14 protein-coding genes are annotated in these 17,827 nt (G+C 40.9%); 3 read left to right on the forward strand and 11 right to left on the reverse strand.

Going from position 1 to position 17,827, the window contains the following annotated elements; translation table 11 throughout:
* Window positions 1-101: 101 nt before the first annotated feature.
* Both ebgA and BR30_RS0108090 read right to left on the reverse strand, forming a co-directional pair.
* Window positions 102-3,158: a beta-galactosidase subunit alpha gene (gene ebgA, locus BR30_RS0108085; protein ID WP_051633513.1), complete on the reverse strand. Its 3,057-nt coding sequence runs from the start codon at window positions 3,156-3,158 to the stop codon at window positions 102-104.
* Between the two features lie 10 nt (window positions 3,159-3,168).
* Window positions 3,169-4,623 carry an amino acid permease gene (locus BR30_RS0108090; RefSeq protein ID WP_026564585.1) on the reverse strand — a complete coding sequence of 485 codons (1,455 nt, stop codon included), beginning with the start codon at window positions 4,621-4,623 and terminating at the stop codon, window positions 3,169-3,171.
* Between the two features lie 216 nt (window positions 4,624-4,839).
* Here BR30_RS0108090 and BR30_RS0108095 point away from each other — a divergent pair, with 216 nt between their 5' ends.
* Entirely contained in the window at window positions 4,840-5,673 is an 834-nt protein-coding gene (locus BR30_RS0108095) for an AraC family transcriptional regulator (RefSeq protein WP_026564586.1), read from the forward strand.
* A gap of 67 nt (window positions 5,674-5,740) precedes the next feature.
* On the opposite strand, the gene BR30_RS0108100 is transcribed toward BR30_RS0108095, so the two are convergent.
* Both BR30_RS0108100 and BR30_RS0108105 read right to left on the reverse strand, forming a co-directional pair.
* Window positions 5,741-6,496 (reverse strand): NRDE family protein, encoded by a 756-nt coding sequence (locus BR30_RS0108100; RefSeq protein ID WP_026564587.1) that lies wholly within the window; start codon window positions 6,494-6,496, stop codon window positions 5,741-5,743.
* 39 nt (window positions 6,497-6,535) lie between these two features.
* Entirely contained in the window at window positions 6,536-7,069 is a 534-nt protein-coding gene (locus BR30_RS0108105) for a DinB family protein (RefSeq protein WP_026564588.1), read from the reverse strand.
* Between the two features lie 192 nt (window positions 7,070-7,261).
* Between BR30_RS0108105 and BR30_RS0108110 the strand changes: the two genes are divergently transcribed.
* Window positions 7,262-7,495 (forward strand): hypothetical protein, encoded by a 234-nt coding sequence (locus BR30_RS0108110; protein ID WP_026564589.1) that lies wholly within the window; start codon window positions 7,262-7,264, stop codon window positions 7,493-7,495.
* Between the two features lie 101 nt (window positions 7,496-7,596).
* Window positions 7,597-7,755 carry a DUF3934 family protein gene (locus tag BR30_RS35735; protein WP_081825384.1) on the forward strand — a complete coding sequence of 53 codons (159 nt, stop codon included), beginning with the start codon at window positions 7,597-7,599 and terminating at the stop codon, window positions 7,753-7,755.
* Window positions 7,756-7,835: 80 nt separating this feature from the next.
* On the opposite strand, the gene BR30_RS0108120 is transcribed toward BR30_RS35735, so the two are convergent.
* The 7 genes from BR30_RS0108120 to BR30_RS0108150 form a co-directional block, all read right to left on the reverse strand.
* Window positions 7,836-8,681 (reverse strand): VOC family protein, encoded by an 846-nt coding sequence (locus BR30_RS0108120; protein ID WP_026564590.1) that lies wholly within the window; start codon window positions 8,679-8,681, stop codon window positions 7,836-7,838.
* A 234-nt stretch (window positions 8,682-8,915) separates the two neighbouring features.
* Complete coding sequence (locus BR30_RS0108125) at window positions 8,916-10,298, reverse strand: L-cystine transporter (protein ID WP_026564591.1); 1,383 nt, start codon at window positions 10,296-10,298, stop codon at window positions 8,916-8,918.
* Between the two features lie 254 nt (window positions 10,299-10,552).
* Window positions 10,553-12,163, reverse strand: a complete 1,611-nt coding sequence (locus tag BR30_RS0108130; protein ID WP_051633526.1) for a glycerol-3-phosphate dehydrogenase/oxidase — start codon at window positions 12,161-12,163, stop codon at window positions 10,553-10,555.
* A gap of 81 nt (window positions 12,164-12,244) precedes the next feature.
* On the reverse strand, window positions 12,245-13,735 hold the full coding sequence (gene glpK, locus BR30_RS0108135) for a glycerol kinase GlpK (RefSeq protein WP_026564593.1): 1,491 nt from the start codon (window positions 13,733-13,735) through the stop codon (window positions 12,245-12,247).
* Window positions 13,736-13,776: 41 nt separating this feature from the next.
* Window positions 13,777-15,969, reverse strand: a complete 2,193-nt coding sequence (locus BR30_RS0108140; RefSeq protein ID WP_026564594.1) for an alpha-galactosidase — start codon at window positions 15,967-15,969, stop codon at window positions 13,777-13,779.
* Window positions 15,970-16,118: 149 nt separating this feature from the next.
* On the reverse strand, window positions 16,119-17,156 hold the full coding sequence (locus BR30_RS0108145) for a sensor histidine kinase (protein WP_026564595.1): 1,038 nt from the start codon (window positions 17,154-17,156) through the stop codon (window positions 16,119-16,121).
* Window positions 17,153-17,827: a response regulator transcription factor gene (locus BR30_RS0108150; protein WP_026564596.1), complete on the reverse strand. Its 675-nt coding sequence runs from the start codon at window positions 17,825-17,827 to the stop codon at window positions 17,153-17,155. The genes BR30_RS0108145 and BR30_RS0108150 overlap by 4 nt, the downstream gene beginning before the upstream one ends.

Genomic DNA, 17,827 nt, shown 5'->3' on the forward strand with positions numbered 1-17,827 from the left:
AATCAAACGTTTGATTAGTTTTCCGCTTAAAAGAGTGTCAGGCACCGCTCGTGGACATTTGGCCACGAGTGGTGCTTTTAACACTTCCAATATTGTTTATTTTATTTACTTAATCTCCCTAATTCAACCGCTGAAGTTTCTTTTGTATTATAGGCTGATATCCGGAACGACAGACTGAAGTCTTCGAATTTACATCGGTATTTTTCAAGCTGGTCTTGGCCGCAGGAGTTGCTGCCGAGACCATTTTGTTTGTAGTCAATATTAAAAACTACGTAGTCACGCGGCTTTAAATCGACTGTATGCTTGGCAAGTTCTAGGTCACTTATTTCATAGCGTGAAGCACTGAAGTCAAATTTTTCATCAGCAATGAAAATGAGACCATTAAACTGACGATCTGTTAAACTTACCCAGTCACAATCAGAGCGGTTGCCATTTTCTTGCGGCTTCACATAGTTTGTGAACAACTCATCAACTGTTTTACGGTAAACACCTAAGTGATTTGCTTGCTTCGAATCCACATAACTTTCACCTGGTCCTCGGCCGCTCCACTGAGTATCGGTAAACTCTTGGGCCAAGCGCATATTTACACCGAGACGCGGAATCATGACCGGTGCATTTTCTTTCATACCTGAGGCAATACCATCAATGCAGCAAACAATATCACCGTCAGGATAGATGCAGTAATGGTATTGAAGCTGATAATACCAAGAACTGTTTGTGGTTCCGTATAAAGCCTCTGTCTGCCATTCAAACACACCGTCGTTCAGTTCCCAGCGAGCATCTTCCACGATTTCATGGCCCAAATGCATGAAATACTTTGTCCGGTAATCTGTGACATAGTACATATCGTTATCGATAGGCGCACGCCAGAAATTGAACTGCGGTCCCTTCTCAATTTGAACCTTCCCGTTACGGGTTACCTTTGTAATGGCTCCTTTTACAGAATCAAAGGTTACAGCAAAATCAGCACCGCTTACAGTTACAAAAGCACCTTCTTTTTCAACCTTTAGCTCTCCAGCCGCATGGACCTTTGGCTGTTTTTGTTTACCAGGAAGCACGAAGGATGCATTTGCTAACTCATGACCTTTGGCTGCCCATGGTGTATCTTGCTTTAGTGTATAAGATAAAATGAAATAATAGTTAGCACCTCTAATTTTTTCAATATCTTGTCCTATTGGAAGCTGAATTTCTGCGGTTTCACTCCCAGAAATCTTTGGTAGTTTCACCTTAAAGGACTCAAGCTGTGTATCGTCCTCAAACAAGGAACAAGTTAATTCTATATGATCAAGTGATAAGAAATCGTAGCGATTAATCAGTTTGAATATTCCCTTTTCGATATCTACTATTTCTGTTTGGACAGGTTCAATGACCTTCTTATATTCAGATAACGATGGAGATGGTGTCCCGTCAGGCATAATTAATCCATCGATACAGAAGTTTCCGTTCGTTGGATCATCACCGAAATCACCGCCGTAACGATAATATACGCTGCCATTTTCATCAACCGTTTCAATTCCGTGGTCAAACCATTCCCAAATGAAACCTCCCTGCAGCTTATCATATTTGTAAAATAAATCTTGATAGTCTTTCAGATTACCAGGACCATTCCCCATTGCATGAGCATATTCACAAAGAATATGTGGTTTCGCAGATTTTTCAATTACCTGATCCATGGTTAACTTCTCATTATGCTCAAGCCATGTGTACATTGTGCTGTAAACATCCGTGACTTCCGCTTCAAAATCTCCTTCATAATGAACCAGCCGTGTTGGATCCATTTCCTTTGCCCGTTTTGCCATGGCACGGAAGTTGTGTCCGAAAGCTGATTCATTTCCAAGTGACCACATGATAATAGATGGATGGTTTTTGTCGCGCTCAATCATTCGTTCTAGTCGTGACACATAAGCCAATTTCCAGTCAGGGTCATTACTGATCCAATCATATTTACCTGTTAGTTCAAAACCGTGACATTCTAAATCTGTTTCATCTATCACATACAGTCCATACTGATCACAAAGATCATATAAGAAATAAGAGTTTGGATAATGAGCGGTACGAACCGCGTTAATATTATTCCGCTTCATAGTGATAATGTCGCGCTCAATTTCCTGTTTCGTGACAACACGGCCTGTTTTCGGATTGTAGTCATGGCGGTTTACTCCTTTGAACTTGATCGCCACACCGTTCACTAGGAACGTTTCACCCGAAACTACAATTGAACGGAAACCAACATGCTGATGGATGACTTCAATCGTTTTACCGTCATCATCTTTGACTGTCATATAAAGATGATATAGGTTTGGCTCCTCCGCACTCCATTTTAGTGGTGCCTCAACAAATTTGCTGAAAGGCTCGTCGGCTTTTTTTTCTTCGCTAAAAACTTGCTCTCCATTAGGGTGGATTAATTCATAACTGATTGTTTGCCCAAACTGCTCCGTCAGTTTTACTGAAACAGATAGAGTGGCATTTTGATAATCACTGTCTATCTCCGTGTTCACGGAATAATCATAAATGCCAGCAGTTGGCCTTGTATAAAGATCAACATCACGGAAAATCCCGCTCAGCCACCACATATCCTGGTCTTCAAGATAGGTCCCATCTGACCATTGGAACACAAGGACAGTCAAGTTGTTTTTACCTTGACGGCAAAGACTGGTAATATCAAATTCCCCCTGAATCCTCGCTCCCTTACTGTATCCGGCAAACTCACCGTTTACGTACAATTCATAAGCTGAATCCACGCCATTAAACTTAAGAATTAATTGTTCCCCTTCAAGGCTTCGGACCAGTTCAAATTCACGGCGGTAAATGCCTGTAGGGTTATCAGTCGGTACCCGCGGAGGGATAATCGGGAAGTTATACCATAAATCGGAATAATGCATCTTCCCATATCCTTGCAGTTGCCAGTTGCCAGGGACCGTAATTTCGTCCCAGTCGGTTGTATCAAGTGCTTCTTGAAAAAATCCTTCCGGCGAATATTCTGGAGCCTCTAGGAACATAAATTTCCATGTTCCATTTAGTTTTTGAAAGTAATGAGCATGACTAGCATCTTGTGTTTCGGCTGCTTCACGGCTTGGGAAACTGTTAAAATGAGCCCGGGCTGGCATGCGGTTAATTTCGTCAGTATGAATGTCTTCCCATCTTTTAATATTCTTCATTATTTTCCCCTCACTTAAGTTGTAGTTTTTTTTCGTACCGGCGGTAACAAATCCAGGCAAATCCTAGGAATACAATAATTCCTAGCACATTATATAGAAGAACAAATACAGGGTTAGCACCGTCACCTGCTACATTTCCTGTTTTGATATATTCCATAATCACACTTGGTTCTGGGAATGTAGAAACCAGGAATGATAGAAAGAAGATTGCTAAAATTAGGAATCCTGCAAAAATCCCAAACGAACGACTGCCCATCCTGAAGCTGCGTTCTAAATCGTCCTTTTTCATCCGCATGTTAATGTAAGCAATTAACAAGAAAAGTACTGGAATGATTGCAGTGGACGCCGTCATATTAATCAAAGTTTGTAAAAATGTATCCATTGAACCAATTCCGATTGCTGGGACAAGAAGTAATACAGTAACAATAGCAGCTTGTAGGTAAAGCGCATTAACTGGGTTTCCTTCATGGTTGGTTTTTGTTACCCATTTTCCAAAAATACCATCAGGGATTTCTGAGAATAAGATTTTTACAGGTGCTGCTGTCCAAATAACAAGCGATCCAAGGGCTGCCAGCATCATTGTCAGACCGACAAAGTTTGTAATGATGTTGCCAATCCCATAATGCCCGCCAATAATTTTGAACGCATCGAACAAACCATTTGAATAATTGTTTTTCAATACATCAGATGGAACGGCTAATCCTACAGCAAGACAGCCTAAGCTATAAATTAACCCAATTGCAACAGTGGAAATTAACATCGTTTTGATGAATGACTTATTACCGCCTTTTACATCTTTTACGTAAACACCAACACTTTCAGCACCACCAACCGCTTGGAAGATCCAGGCCATTGTCATGAAGAAGGTCCAATCAAATTTTGGAGTCATTGTAGAAGCACTAATTGCTTGGGCAGGTTCTTTCCCAAAGATCATAACGACCCCAAAGGCTAGAACAATAAATCCTAATCCAAGAATTAATCGAGCAATTCCGGAGATATTAGTTACTTTTGAAATCCAGCCGACACCACGGGTAGAGACATAAGTGGCTAACCAAAAAAGAACAATCGATACGAGAGAAATAATTAGCGTACCCTTGTCCCCTTCAAACACGTTTTTACCTAAAAATGTGTACGAAGCGTAGATAATAATTTGTGGTAATAGTGCAGTAAAATAAAATAAGTTTACAAAGAAATAGGACCACGAGCCGAGGAATGCCCATTTGTCTCCAAGGGACGTACGAATCCAGCTGTATACCCCTGATTCTGAATTTTGGTTTGCTGAAGCAAATTCCCCTATCATTAGTGCAAATGGAAAAAAGTAAAAAACGGTTGCAATAATATAAGCAGGTATGGTGGCCAGGCTGATACTAATGCTGTTATTGATAATACTGTTAAATGCAAAAACTGCTGTAAAGGTCATTAGCAGTAATGAGGTGGAACTAATCTTCTTTCTGGTCTGCTCCATAATGTTTTCCTCTCCTTTTTTAGCCTCTTCTCGAGCAAAATGTTGCCAACGGATGTTGCATAAATAAACACACAGTGGATTTACACCAAGATGATTTTGTTATAAAATCAGTGATATCTAAGGTGTTTACGCTTTCATTGTAGTTAGTTATTGATTAACTTTCTATATACTAGTGTTGCATCTATATGTCATTATGTTGAATCGTGAGGGTAATGGATGTTTGACTCTATTGGTATATTTCTAACAGAAGAAAAGATTGGGGAAGAGCTCTATATTTATGAATGCGGTTATGAAGATGTCAAACCGAGGGACCCGTATCAGTATGAACAAATTGATTATTATTTACTTCATTATGTCATAAGCGGTGAAGGTTTATTTTTTATAAATGGTGATGTACACAAACTTGGTGCCGGGGATTTGTTTTTGATCCCGCCACATACAGATAACAATTATTATCCGTTAATCGGGAACCCGTGGAGTTATCGCTGGATTGGATTTAAAGGAACAAAATGCGGCGAATTATTAAAGAAGTGCGGCTTTAATGGTGATAAGTTTACACTATCCTATACGAAGGGTGATTTTGTTGAAAAGCAATTTGCTGAAGTGTTTATCCATTGTAACAAGGGAAAATTGCATGCCGGTCTAGGTCATTTATATATTCTATTAAATACATTAATCGTAGAATATGAGAGTGAGCTGAGATACTCTTTTAGCGAAGCAGAAAAATATGTGAAATGGGCGTTAGATATGATCCATAAACGATACAATCAGTCGGACTTAACCGTGGCTGCACTGGCTGAGGAAATAAATGTGGACCGGACTTATCTATTTCGTCTATTTAAAACCTATGTAAAATACAGTCCACAGCAGTACATTATTCACTATCGGATTAATAAAGCCTGTGATTTACTGCGTAAGAGCAGCTTTTCAATAAGCGAAATTAGCGAACTAACAGGATTCAACAACCCGTCCCATTTCTCAAAACTTTTTACCAAACATAAATTAATCTCTCCAGCTGCTTACCGAAAACAATTCCTTAAGAAGGTTTAATAAAGAGTGTCAGGCACCGCTCTTGGACATTTGTCCACGGGTGGTGCCTGACACCGTATAATATCTCTTATATTTCAAACTTATATTTCTGCTCACTGATGCCATCTGTAGTGAATACCCACTCCGCATATTGAATTTCTTTACTAGACATCAACAGGACTGTCGAGCTCCTCGTTCCGTAGTTTTCACTTTTGATAAACAATGGAGAAAGTCTTCTTTCCCATTCTAAAGAAACGCCTGTATTTGGAAGAAGTTCGTCTGGAGCTTGATCTTCATTCTGTAGTAGTGCCAAAAGCGTCTCTGTCATTTCCTCTGGTTTGCCCTTGATGATGTTGGACATACCAGCCTTTCCTTTTTGAACCTTTGGCCAGTCAGTATTTAATAAGTGGTTGCTGACACCATAAATTCCAGGTACAATCTTCTGCAGTTCTTGCCCTTTATTTGAAAAATAATATAGTTCATTTCCATCACCGGCCAATAAGTTATAGCCTGGGTACAGATCCTTACGTTCTCCAAGATCTTTCATATAATCCTCTACATTTCCTTTGTGTTTCAAGGCTTCGGCAACCAATTCACCCCGTGAGCGCTTTCCATCCGTTGCTTCCTTTGGGTCACGATAATTGGTCAACGCCGCAAACCGTCCCGTTGTAGTAACCCCCATCCAGGTACCCATTTTTTCTAAATCCCTGCCGGCAAGGATGTCAGGCCGGTCTTCCCAGAAATGAACTGGGGAAGTAGGACGCCCGAGGAATTCATCTCGGTTTGCTGCCACAATGAGCTTGTATATTGGATGGACTTGATAAGCAAAAAGTATTAAACACATCAAAAATCCCAGCCTTCTAATCAATTATCCATGGCTTCTTCAACCTTTACGTTTATTAAGCATTTTTTTGATCAGACGCATCTGACCTCTATGACTCAGTTCATCTTCAAACACATGGAACCATTTAAAGAAATTATTCGCATGGCGATCGTGCCAAAACGGCGTTTGTTCATATAACCATTCATCAGGAAGAGTTTTAAACATTTCGATGGTTGTATTCCGTGCTTCAGCCATTTGCTCCAAGTAATAATCAATGCTATTGCCTTTAATCGTTTCTCTCCCGAGACTTCCTAAATCTAGTGCGGGAAGTAAAATGCTTAACTCTTTCTCATTTAGATCACGGTTTTCAATTGTTAAAACTTGATACGCCTTTTCGACCGCAGTCAAATGAGCTAACAGCATTCCAACCGAATTTGCTTCCTCATCAAATAGGAAGTCTAACTCTTCCACTGTAAGTTCCTTTACTGCTTCAATCGTGGTGTACCTCGTATAATTCATCATCGACACCAATTTACTGAACTCCAAGCCGAAACCGTCTTTTTGATCAATTACATATAATGTATCCAAATTCATGCCATTACCTCCGTATGGGAAAATAAACCACTCATTCTAATTCGCCATCTTCCTAGTAAATCCTTTTAACCTAGAGAACTCCTTTAATAGGCTGAAATTGCTAAAAAGAAAATAATCCTATTCCTGATGGTTAATCACCACTTTGGAAATGATAATAGCAATGACCGAATTCATTTGGAGGTGTTGTTTCTCATGTCTGAATTAGAACCATTAGAGTATGAAACAGGGACAGCGATTCGCGAATATGACATTATTGATATAACCCAAACTGCCTTAGGGTATGAAGTACTCCTTGATATCGAACTAGACAGCGGCTATTCCTTAGCAAGAACAAAGTTAGAAGTGACCCATGAGGACTTAGAAGGATATGAAACAAGCGAAATTGAAGAAGGAATTAAATATGCCTTAGGATTTTTCACTCATTAACAAACGAATATTTCAATGGGTAATCTCGGGTGAACTGTGTTAAACTTGTTAATCTAACCAACGACGGTTGGATGTATGTACATGAGTAATGGAGTGGTTAAATGAGTAGTGCAAAAGGGAAAGGCGGAACCGGTCGAGGAACCGGCAAGAAGGGCTGGACTCGTTGGCAGGCTGGAGTCAAAAAAGCCAAAAGCGCCAAACCGTATGTCAGCAAAGGGGTAAAAAGAGCCAAAGACGCAGAAGAAAAAAACGAAAAATAGTAATAAAAATGGGTGTCAGGCACCGCTCGTGGACAAATGTCCACGGGTGGTGCCTGACACCCTGTTTTTCACACTCTATTTTATAAAATTAACCGAATTTGATTTCCTGATGGGTCTTCTGTTACAAAGTAATCGGATTCCTTCGTAATTGGAGCACCTATTTGTTTTAGTTGGTTCAAGGCTTTCTCTCTTGCTGCCGTATCAGGAAAAACGAGTGAGTACCAATTTAAACCTACACTGTTTTTCGATGGAGTGGCAGCCCCTTCTCCTTGCCAAGTATTGATCGCAATATGATGATGATATCTGCCTGTCGATAGGAATGCCGCTTGTGGATAGTAACTAACTACCTCAAAACCAAGCCCTTTTGTGTAGAACTCTTCAGCTTTTTGCAAATTGCTGACATGCAAGTGTATGTGGCCCATAAGCGTACCTGCTGGTAAACCGCTCCATTCCGCATCACTTTCTGCGATAATTCCATTGCCATCAAGCTCTTCGGTTGCCATTTCGACTAAACCGTTGTTCCATTTCCATTCTGAAGATGGGCGGTCTCGGTACACTTCAATACCATTGCCGTCTGGGTCATTAAAATATAACGCCTCACTTACATAGTGGTCCGCAGCTCCGAGCGGATATCCAGTTTGGACCATGTGCCGTAAAAAGACCGATAAATCTGCTCGTGATGGAAGTAAGATGGCAAAGTGATACAAGCCTGACGTACGACCTGTTTTCGCCACAACCTCTTTCGGCTGCTCTATCGTTAGTAATGGCTTTTTTCCATCGGTCGTTAAGACCGCTTTACGCTCTGATTTTTCCAATACATTAAAGCCCATGATATTTTGATAAAAGGTAAGTGAATAATCGAGATTTTTCACCTTAATATTGACCTCTCCGACATATATATTTGGAGCTTGATGAAATTTATCCATTTTCTCCTCATCCTTTCGTTAATCTGTTATATAAGAAATTTGTCTTTAATTTAAGTATGGTTATCCTACATACCATTCATTCGAATCCAATCATCTATGATTACATAGTACTTTAATTTTATCTCGAATTCAAGTATTTTAAATTAAAAATAAAATAAAGACCCGCCCATTTTTTCTACAAAAAAAGGACTCTTCCGCTATGCGAAAAAGCCCTAAACCCTTGTTTCCTGTTTTTTATGCTTCTACAATGTCTGGCTGTTTATAGACTTCGTTTTCAAATTCCCCTGTTACTTTACTGGTTAATATACCGGATGTCATTGCTCCGCTGACATTAAGAGCCGTACGTCCCATATCTATAAGAGGCTCCACTGAGATGAGCAAACCAACAATCGCAACTGGAAGGTTCATGACAGATAAAACGATTAATGCCGCGAAGGTCGCACCGCCACCTACACCCGCTACACCAAATGAGCTAATCGCGACCACAAGAATGAGAGTTAAGATAAAGGATATACTCGTTGGATCCACCCCAGCGGCCGGTGCAACCATCACAGCTAACATTGCTGGATAAACACCTGCACATCCGTTTTGACCAATGGTAAGTCCAAACGACCCGGCAAAGTTTGCAATCCCTTCTGATACACCAAAGTCTTTCGTTTGCGTTTTAATGGTCATTGGTAAGGTTCCTGCACTAGTCCGTGACGTGAAGGCAAAGGTCAAGGTTGGCAGCCCTTTTTTCACATAATTTACAGGACTTAGTTTGGCAAAGGATAATAGTAGTAAATGGACAATGAACACCAAAATGAGCGCCACATAGGAGGCAATCACAAACTTACCTAATTTCGCAATCGCCGCATAGTCACTTGTTGCTGTTACTCTTGTGATGATGGCAAGAATTCCATATGGTGTGAGACGCAAGATTAGTGTAACTACCCTCATGACAACGGAATAGAACGTATCAATGATCTTAGCAAAAAATTCTCCTGTTTCCGGATCTTTGCGCTTAACCCCAAGATAAGCAATTCCAATAAACACAGCAAAAATAACAACCGCTATCGTCGATGTCGCGCGCGCTCCCGTTAAATCCTGAAATGGGTTGCTTGGGATTAACTCAATTATTTGTTGTGGGAGCGTCATATTTTCTATCCCAGTAACTCGTTCCTCTAACTGGGCATTTCGAGCTGCTTCCGCTTCTCCTTCAGTTAACTGCACACCATCAAGACCAAATCCCAATGCAGAGCCAATTCCAATCGCCGCAGAAACGGCTGTCGTTGCTAGCAGAATGCCGATGACAAGGAAACTGATTTTCCCAATATTTTTCGTTAACTTTAATTTGGTAAAGGCGCCGACAATGGAGACAAAGATCAGCGGCATGACCACCATTTGTAATAGTTTCACATAGCCATTCCCGACAATGTTAAACCAATCGATTGAATCTGTCGTTACTTCATGTGTCGTGCCATAAATGAGATGAATGAGAAAACCAAAGATAATTCCTAAACCTAACGCACTAAAAACGCGCTTGGAAAAAGAAACATGCTTCTTTTGCATCGTATATAATCCAAACATGAGTAATAACAGAACAGCTACATTGACGAGGATCAGTAAGAAATTCATAATATCCATCCTCCTTCAAATTCGGAAAAATTGTAATCCAAATATTCCAATGAATTAAGTCGGAATTATGGTCGTCACCATATACCTGCCACACTTTATAACAATCAAACGTTTGATATGGTAAATAATATGATAGGACTACTCCTTATATTCCAAGCTCGTCACTTATTTAATCAAACGTTTGATTAGTTTTTTTATCACCCAAAAAATTACCTTTACATTTGGACTTCCATAACGGAATAACTCCTATTATTTCATTCGGATGAGGATGGATTGATCGCACCCTTCAGTGCTGTTTCTAATTCTTCTTTGAATCTAGTCCTTTCCTCCATTGTCCATCCAAGAGCATCTTCCATAAAGCCAATGATCGCTTCTTCCCACTCCACGACCCATTGAATATCAAAAAATAAAGCCCCCGTTCGACGGATAAAAAAGTCTACTGGTTTTACTGTCATTTCATCCTCTAATGAATAAACAATTTGAACAAACACCTCAAACGGTAAACCAAACTTGTTATTTGGGTCAAATCTATTCGCAATGTCAAAAATACGGTCAATATTGGAACCGTAGCGATGGACCAATTTGCGATATTGATCCTTTGTAAACCCTCTTAACTCGCTGATCTTTTCATTTTTTTCAATAAATGAAGCAAAGTTATGTGATCCATCCACATGACCGCCGGATATAGGTAGATGTATTGTTCTGCATGCCGGAATATTGTGTAGATCTTCGCTCTGTTTAGCAATCAGGTCTACCACGGTTTCAGCCATTTTCCTGTAGCCAGTCAGCTTCCCGCCTGCAATTGTTACTAGCCCGGACTGTGATACCCATATTTCATCCTTTCGCGAAATTTCAGAGGGATCCTTGCCTTCTTCATAAATCAGCGGTCTTACTCCTGCCCAACTTGATTCAATATCCTCCGCGCTAATATCTACAGTTGGAAACATATAATGAATCGCATTAAGAATGTAATCTCTGTCAGCGTCCGTCATTTTCGGATGAATCGGATCGTTGCCATAATAGGTGTCTGTTGTCCCCACATACGTTTTCCCGTCCCTTGGAATGGCAAATACCATACGCCCATCAGGTGTATCAAAATAAACTGCCTGTTTTAGGGGAAATCTCGATTGATCTATGACCAAATGGACTCCTTTGGTCAGCCGCAGTTTTTTCCCAGATAACGACCGATCTTTGTCTCGGAGCGAATCGACCCATGGGCCAGTAGCATTAATGATATGTTTCGCATAAATATCATGAACGCTTCCAGTTAAAAGATTCTCAACTTTAGCACCGATCACCTTATCATCTTGATATAGAAACTCCACTACTTTTGAATAGTTTACCGCTTTGACACCTTGAGCAACTGCTTCTTTGATAACTTCGATGGTTAACCGGGCATCGTCAGTGCGATATTCGACGTAATACCCGCCGCCTTTTAATCCCTCTCTTTTAATAAGTGGCTCTTTTTGAATGGTTTCATCGGCAGAAAGCATTTTTCTGCGTTCACTTTTTTTGACACCTGCTAAAAAGTCATAGACTCGCAGCCCAATCGAAGTACTGACTTTTCCAAACGTTCCACCTTCATGAATCGGCAGGAGCATCCATTCGGGTGTCGTTACATGCGGGCCATTTTCATATACAATCGCCCGCTCCTTCCCTACTTCTGCCACCATCTTCACTTCGAATTGTTTTAAATATCTGAGGCCTCCGTGAACGAGTTTCGTTGAGCGGCTAGATGTCCCAGCGGCAAAATCCTGCATTTCAACTAGTGCCGTTTGCTTGCCTCTTGTGACGGCATCAAATGCGATTCCAGCGCCTGTAATTCCACCACCGATGACAAGCACATCCCATTCTTCTGCTTCCATCTCCTTTAGGATTATGTTTCGATTGGAACTCGAAAATGTTAATTTTTCCACTATGGTTCCCTCCAATCGGGTGGAGTACAATTATTTAAATGCCCTTGCAGCGTTTACAGCCTTTTTCCAGCCTGAATATAGATTGTTTCGATCCTCTTCACCCATATTTGGTTTGAATGCTTCATCCATATGCCATTGAGCAGCAATTTCTTCTTGGCTTGCCCAATAACCTACTGCTAAACCTGCTAAATAAGCAGCTCCTAAGGCCGTTGTTTCCCTTATTTCTGGGCGTTCAACTGGGACATCCAACATATCGCTTTGGAATTGCATTAAGAAGTTATTGGCAACAGCGCCGCCGTCTACACGCAGAGCTTTTAGTGAAATCCCTGAATCGGCTTCCATCGACGTTAATACATCTTTTGTTTGATACGCAAGCGATTCTAACGTTGCGCGAACAAAGTGTTCTTTCGTTGTTCCACGTGTTAAGCCGAAGACCGAACCACGTACATCACTATCCCAATAAGGAGTTCCTAACCCCACGAATGCTGGAACTACATAAACACCATCGGTAGATGTTACACTCGTAGCAAATTTCTCACTCTCTTCTGCACTTCTAAACATACGGAGCCCATCACGGAGCCATTGGATAGCAGAACCGGCAACAAAGATACTTCCTTCTAATGCATATTCTACTTTTCCGTTAATACCCCAAGCTATGGTCGTTAACAGCCCATTCGTTGATTTTACTGCTTGCTCGCCGGTATTCATGAGCATAAAGCATCCGGTCCCATACGTATTTTTCGCCATTCCTTTTTCATAACAGGCCTGACCGAATAATGCCGCTTGTTGGTCTCCTGCAATGCCGGCAATTGGCACCTTAGCGCCGGAGAAAGTGGAATCAATTGTTTTGGCGTATACTTCTGAAGATGGGCGCACTTCTGGAAGCATAGAAGCTGGAACGGAAAGAATTTCTAATAATTCCTCATCCCATTTAAGGTCATGAATATTGTACATCAATGTTCTCGAAGCATTGGAGTAATCTGTTACATGGACCTTTCCACCGGATAGTTTCCATATAAGCCAAGTATCAATCGTTCCAAATAGCAGCTCTCCACGCTCCGCTTTTTCTCTTGCACCTTCTACATGGTCAAGAATCCATTTTACTTTTGTTCCAGAGAAATAAGCATCAAGTAACAGGCCTGTTTTATCCCTGAATAATTGATCATACCCATTTGCTTTCAATTCTTCACAAATCTCAGCGGTTTGGCGGGATTGCCAAACTATCGCATGGTAGACTGGCTGCCCTGTTTCTTTATCCCAGACAACTGCAGTTTCCCGCTGGTTCGTAATACCGATTCCAGCCACTTGTTCTGGTTTTACGTTCGCCTCAGCCAAACAGGAGGCCATTACGGCTATAACTGAACCCCAAATTTCATTGGCATTATGCTCTACCCAACCTGGTTGTGGGAAGTATTGCTGAAACTCCTGTTGAGAAACATGAACAATCTTTCCTTCTTTATTAAATAGAATCGCACGTGAACTTGTTGTCCCTTGATCTAAGGATAAAATGTATTTTTCCATATATGAACTCTCCTCCTACATTAATCACCTTTTATATTTGATTACTTTTCGAATGCTTCAATGTGGTAAATACTCGAGTAAAAATCTCTATTTATCAGTGGCAGCGTTAATCCAATTTTCATTAACTCATCGCCCGTATATTCTTGTTCTCCCCAATTTATTCGATAAATCTCACACGACTTTAGCCCGCGCAACTTCAGCCGGAAAAATGGTGGATTTGGTGTTGCCAAGGTTTTATAGTAAAAAACTACAGCCCCTTCCTGATTCCGTGAAACATACATCCACGCCGAATCCATTCCATCAAACGGACTTAACAGCCTGTATAAGTCCCCAAAACAGACAATATCCTTGATTTGATGATATCGTTTGATTTGTTCCATTACAACCTTCTTATCCTCACTACTCAGTTTGTCGATATTTAATTCAAATCCCAAATTTGCAGCCATCGCTACATGACATCTCATTAATAGCGGTGTAGTTCTTCCCACCTGATGGTTGGGCACATCTGATACATGTGCCCCCATGGTAATCGCGGGATAAATGAGGCTTGTTCCGTATTGAATCTTAAGCCGTTCAACAGCATCTGTATCGTCACTCGTCCAGGTTTGCGGCATAAAATAGAGCATGCCAGGATCAAAGCGACCGCCTCCTCCGGAACAACTTTCAAATAAAATCTGCGGAAATCGTTTGGTCAGTTTTTCTAGGATTCGATACAAGCCAAGCATATAACGGTGTGCTGTTTCTTTTTGCCTATTAGGTGGCAGTGCAGCCGAGCCCACCTCAGTCATGTTTCGATTCATATCCCATTTCACATAGGAAATTTTAGCACTGCTAAAGACACGGGTGAGCGTTTCGATTAAAAAATTACATACGTCTTCCCTGCTTAAATCAAGAATTAATTGATTTCTAGATTGTGTCCGGTTCCGTCCCGGCACATGGATACACCAATCGGGATGTTTACGGTACAAATCACTGTCAGGGGAGACCATTTCCGGCTCGACCCATATCCCAAATTGCAGCCCCTTTTTTTGGATATAATCAGCCAATCCGTCTAAACCATTCGGAAGTTTTTTCTTAAAAACAAACCAATCACCCAACGAACTTTTATCATTGTCACGATGCCCAAACCAACCGTCATCTAATACAAACAGTTCGATGCCCAACTCTTTTGCTGCATCCGCAAGGTCGAAAAGTTTTTTTTCATTAAAATTGAAATAGGTGGCTTCCCAATTATTAATAAGAATTGGGCGTGTCTTGTCGCGGTATACCCCACGGCAAACTCTTTCCCTCAGTATTTTATGAAAAGTCCTGGACATTCCTCCAAGCCCTTCTGAGGAATAAACCATTATAGCCTCAGGAGTCTGAAACGTTTCCCCCGGCTTCAGTACCCATGTAAAATCAAAAGGGTTTATGCCGATGCTAAGTCTAGAAGTTTGAAATGGATCGACTTCGATGGAAGCTTGAAAATTCCCACTGTAGACCAAACTGATGCCATATACATCTCCATACTCTTCGTTGGAATCTTTTGAAAGCAGCGCAACAAAAGGATTATGCTGATGGCTGCTTGCACCTCGAGCTGATGAAATCATTTGAATCCCATGGTTAAGTGGCTGCCTTTCGATGTGACGCTCACGCCCCCATGTTCCATAAAGGTGCAGCCAATCCCACTCTGATTGATGAATGTCTACTGACATACTCATACATTTATGTATTTCCACTTCATGGCTCCCAAGGTGCTCAAAAGAGACAGATCTCGTTATCACATCAAAATCATGGTAAATTGTATAATGAAGATTCATCCCGATCCCAAGCATGGCATCTACCATTGTTAGCACAAGTGTTTCTGCTTCAGATTTATCCTCGACATAAGCTGCAGGCAATCCCTCCAGCGGATGTTTTCCTTGAAAAATTTCATAAGAATCATAGACAAAGTCCGTTACCGTAGTTCCATCAGCGGAGCGGATCTGATAAGCCGGAGAACGAAAGTCCCCGTTCCCAAAAGCTGGATATTCCTGTGGCAGCGTATCAAGTGAAAATTGCGAAAGAGATGGTTCTGTCGTCGGCGAAAAAGGCCTGCGTTTAAACGCCAGAATGGAAGAAGGCTGGAGCGCCTTAACCCTCTTGCCCCAATACAAATGTGCGGGATATTTACCGTGGACAATTTGAATCAAATAACTAACCCTGTTATTGTACAAATGAAAAATCCCATCCTTTTCATCCCAATCAATTGGCACAGGCGCTCACTCCTCCATTGTTCAATATCCTAAATTACGTATCTTACTATTAATATGATTTTCCTCATGCTCATCAGAACAATATATTTGAAAAAAGGGTGTCAGGCACCGTTCGTGGACATCTGTCCACGAGCGGTGCCTGACACCCATTATAGTGTAATGGTGAAGGTGGTTCCCATCCCTTCTTCGCTTTCAACTAGGATGGTGCCTTCGTGCATTTCGATGATTTTCTTGACGATGGAGAGTCCTAAACCGCTGCCGCCTTTTGACCGATCTCTTGCCTTATCGGCTTTGTAGAATCGTTCAAATACATGGATCTGGTCTTTTTTCGAGATGCCAATCCCCGTATCTGAAATTTTCACAATCGTTTTGTCTTCCACCTTTTCGAGATGAACACGAATCATCCCCTGACTCGGCGTAAATTTAATACTATTGTAAAAGAGATTGGTCCAAACCTGGCTCATCAAATCTTCATCCGCGATGATTGTGACCTTCTCCATGGATACATCCAATTCCAGTTCCTTTTCCAACCAAAGCGGCTCACAAGCTAAAATAATCGTCCGTATTTGCTGGTCTAATCGATAGCTATGTCGATCAAAGGGATGATGCTTGGATTCTAAAGAAGTTAATTTCAAGAGATTATCACTTAATTTCGAGAGCCTTCTACTTTCTGTTTCAATGATACTGAGGTAATGGTTTCTCTCCTCATTTGTTAACTGATCGTATTGGAGGGCTTGTGCAAAACCCATTATTGACGTTAACGGTGACTGAATTTCATGTGAGACATTGGAAATAAACTCCTGCCGCATCTCTTCCAATTGTTTTAATTGCTTAGCCATATGATTGATATGATCGATTAGTTTAGTAAATTGATTTTCGCGTCCAACATTTAAATCTAGGTATACATTAAAATCACCTTTTGCAATCCTGCTTAAGGCATCTAGTACCTCATGAAAGAGATTGTGACGCCTGGAGTTCGTAAATAAACCAATAAGAAGACCAATTAACGCCATGGTTAATAAACTACTGGCGACTTCCGCCATATGACGAAGATAATCGGATGTCTGAAGGTGGAAAAAGTGATAGATTCCCGAGACAATGAAATAACCTGCCGAGAAGCCTGCAGAAACAAATACAATGAAAAAAACAATCCCGAATAAATGCTGAAAAAAACGTTTGACCTTCATGGTTTAACCTCAAAACGGTAGCCTAATCCCCGAATCGTCTGAATCCGAAACGGAAATTCCTCCTCTGAAAAACGCTCTCTTAACCTTTTAATATGAACATCGACGGTTCGTTCATCCCCTTTATAGTCGTAGCCCCAAATATCTTCAATCAGTACCTCTCTTGAATATGTTTTCCCAGGGTAGCTCGCTAATTTAAACAACAGTTCAAATTCTTTCAACGGAATGGTAATTTCCTTATTTTTAAATGAAATTTCATGCGTTCTTCGATTCAGCATAAATTCATGAATGGTTATCGTTTGTGAGACCGTTATTTTATACCTTTTCAATACCGCTTTGACTCGGGCCGTTAATTCGGCTGGATCAAAAGGTTTCACAAGGTAATCATCGGCCCCAAGTTCAAATCCTTTTACCTTTTGGGAGGTTTCCCCTTTGGCAGTCAACATTAAGATCGGCATATCACTAAACTCCCGAATCTCTCGGCACAATTCCCAGCCATTCATATTTGGCATCATAATATCAATAATCGCGATATCGATTTTTACTTTTTCCATCAACGCTAACGCCTTCATTCCATCTGATGCTTCGTACAGTTCAAATCCCTCTTTTTTCAAAAATAGAAGCACAAGCTCGCGAATATTAGCGTCATCGTCGACAATTAATAATTTTGTCAT

The organism is Bacillus sp. UNC41MFS5, assembly GCF_000686805.1.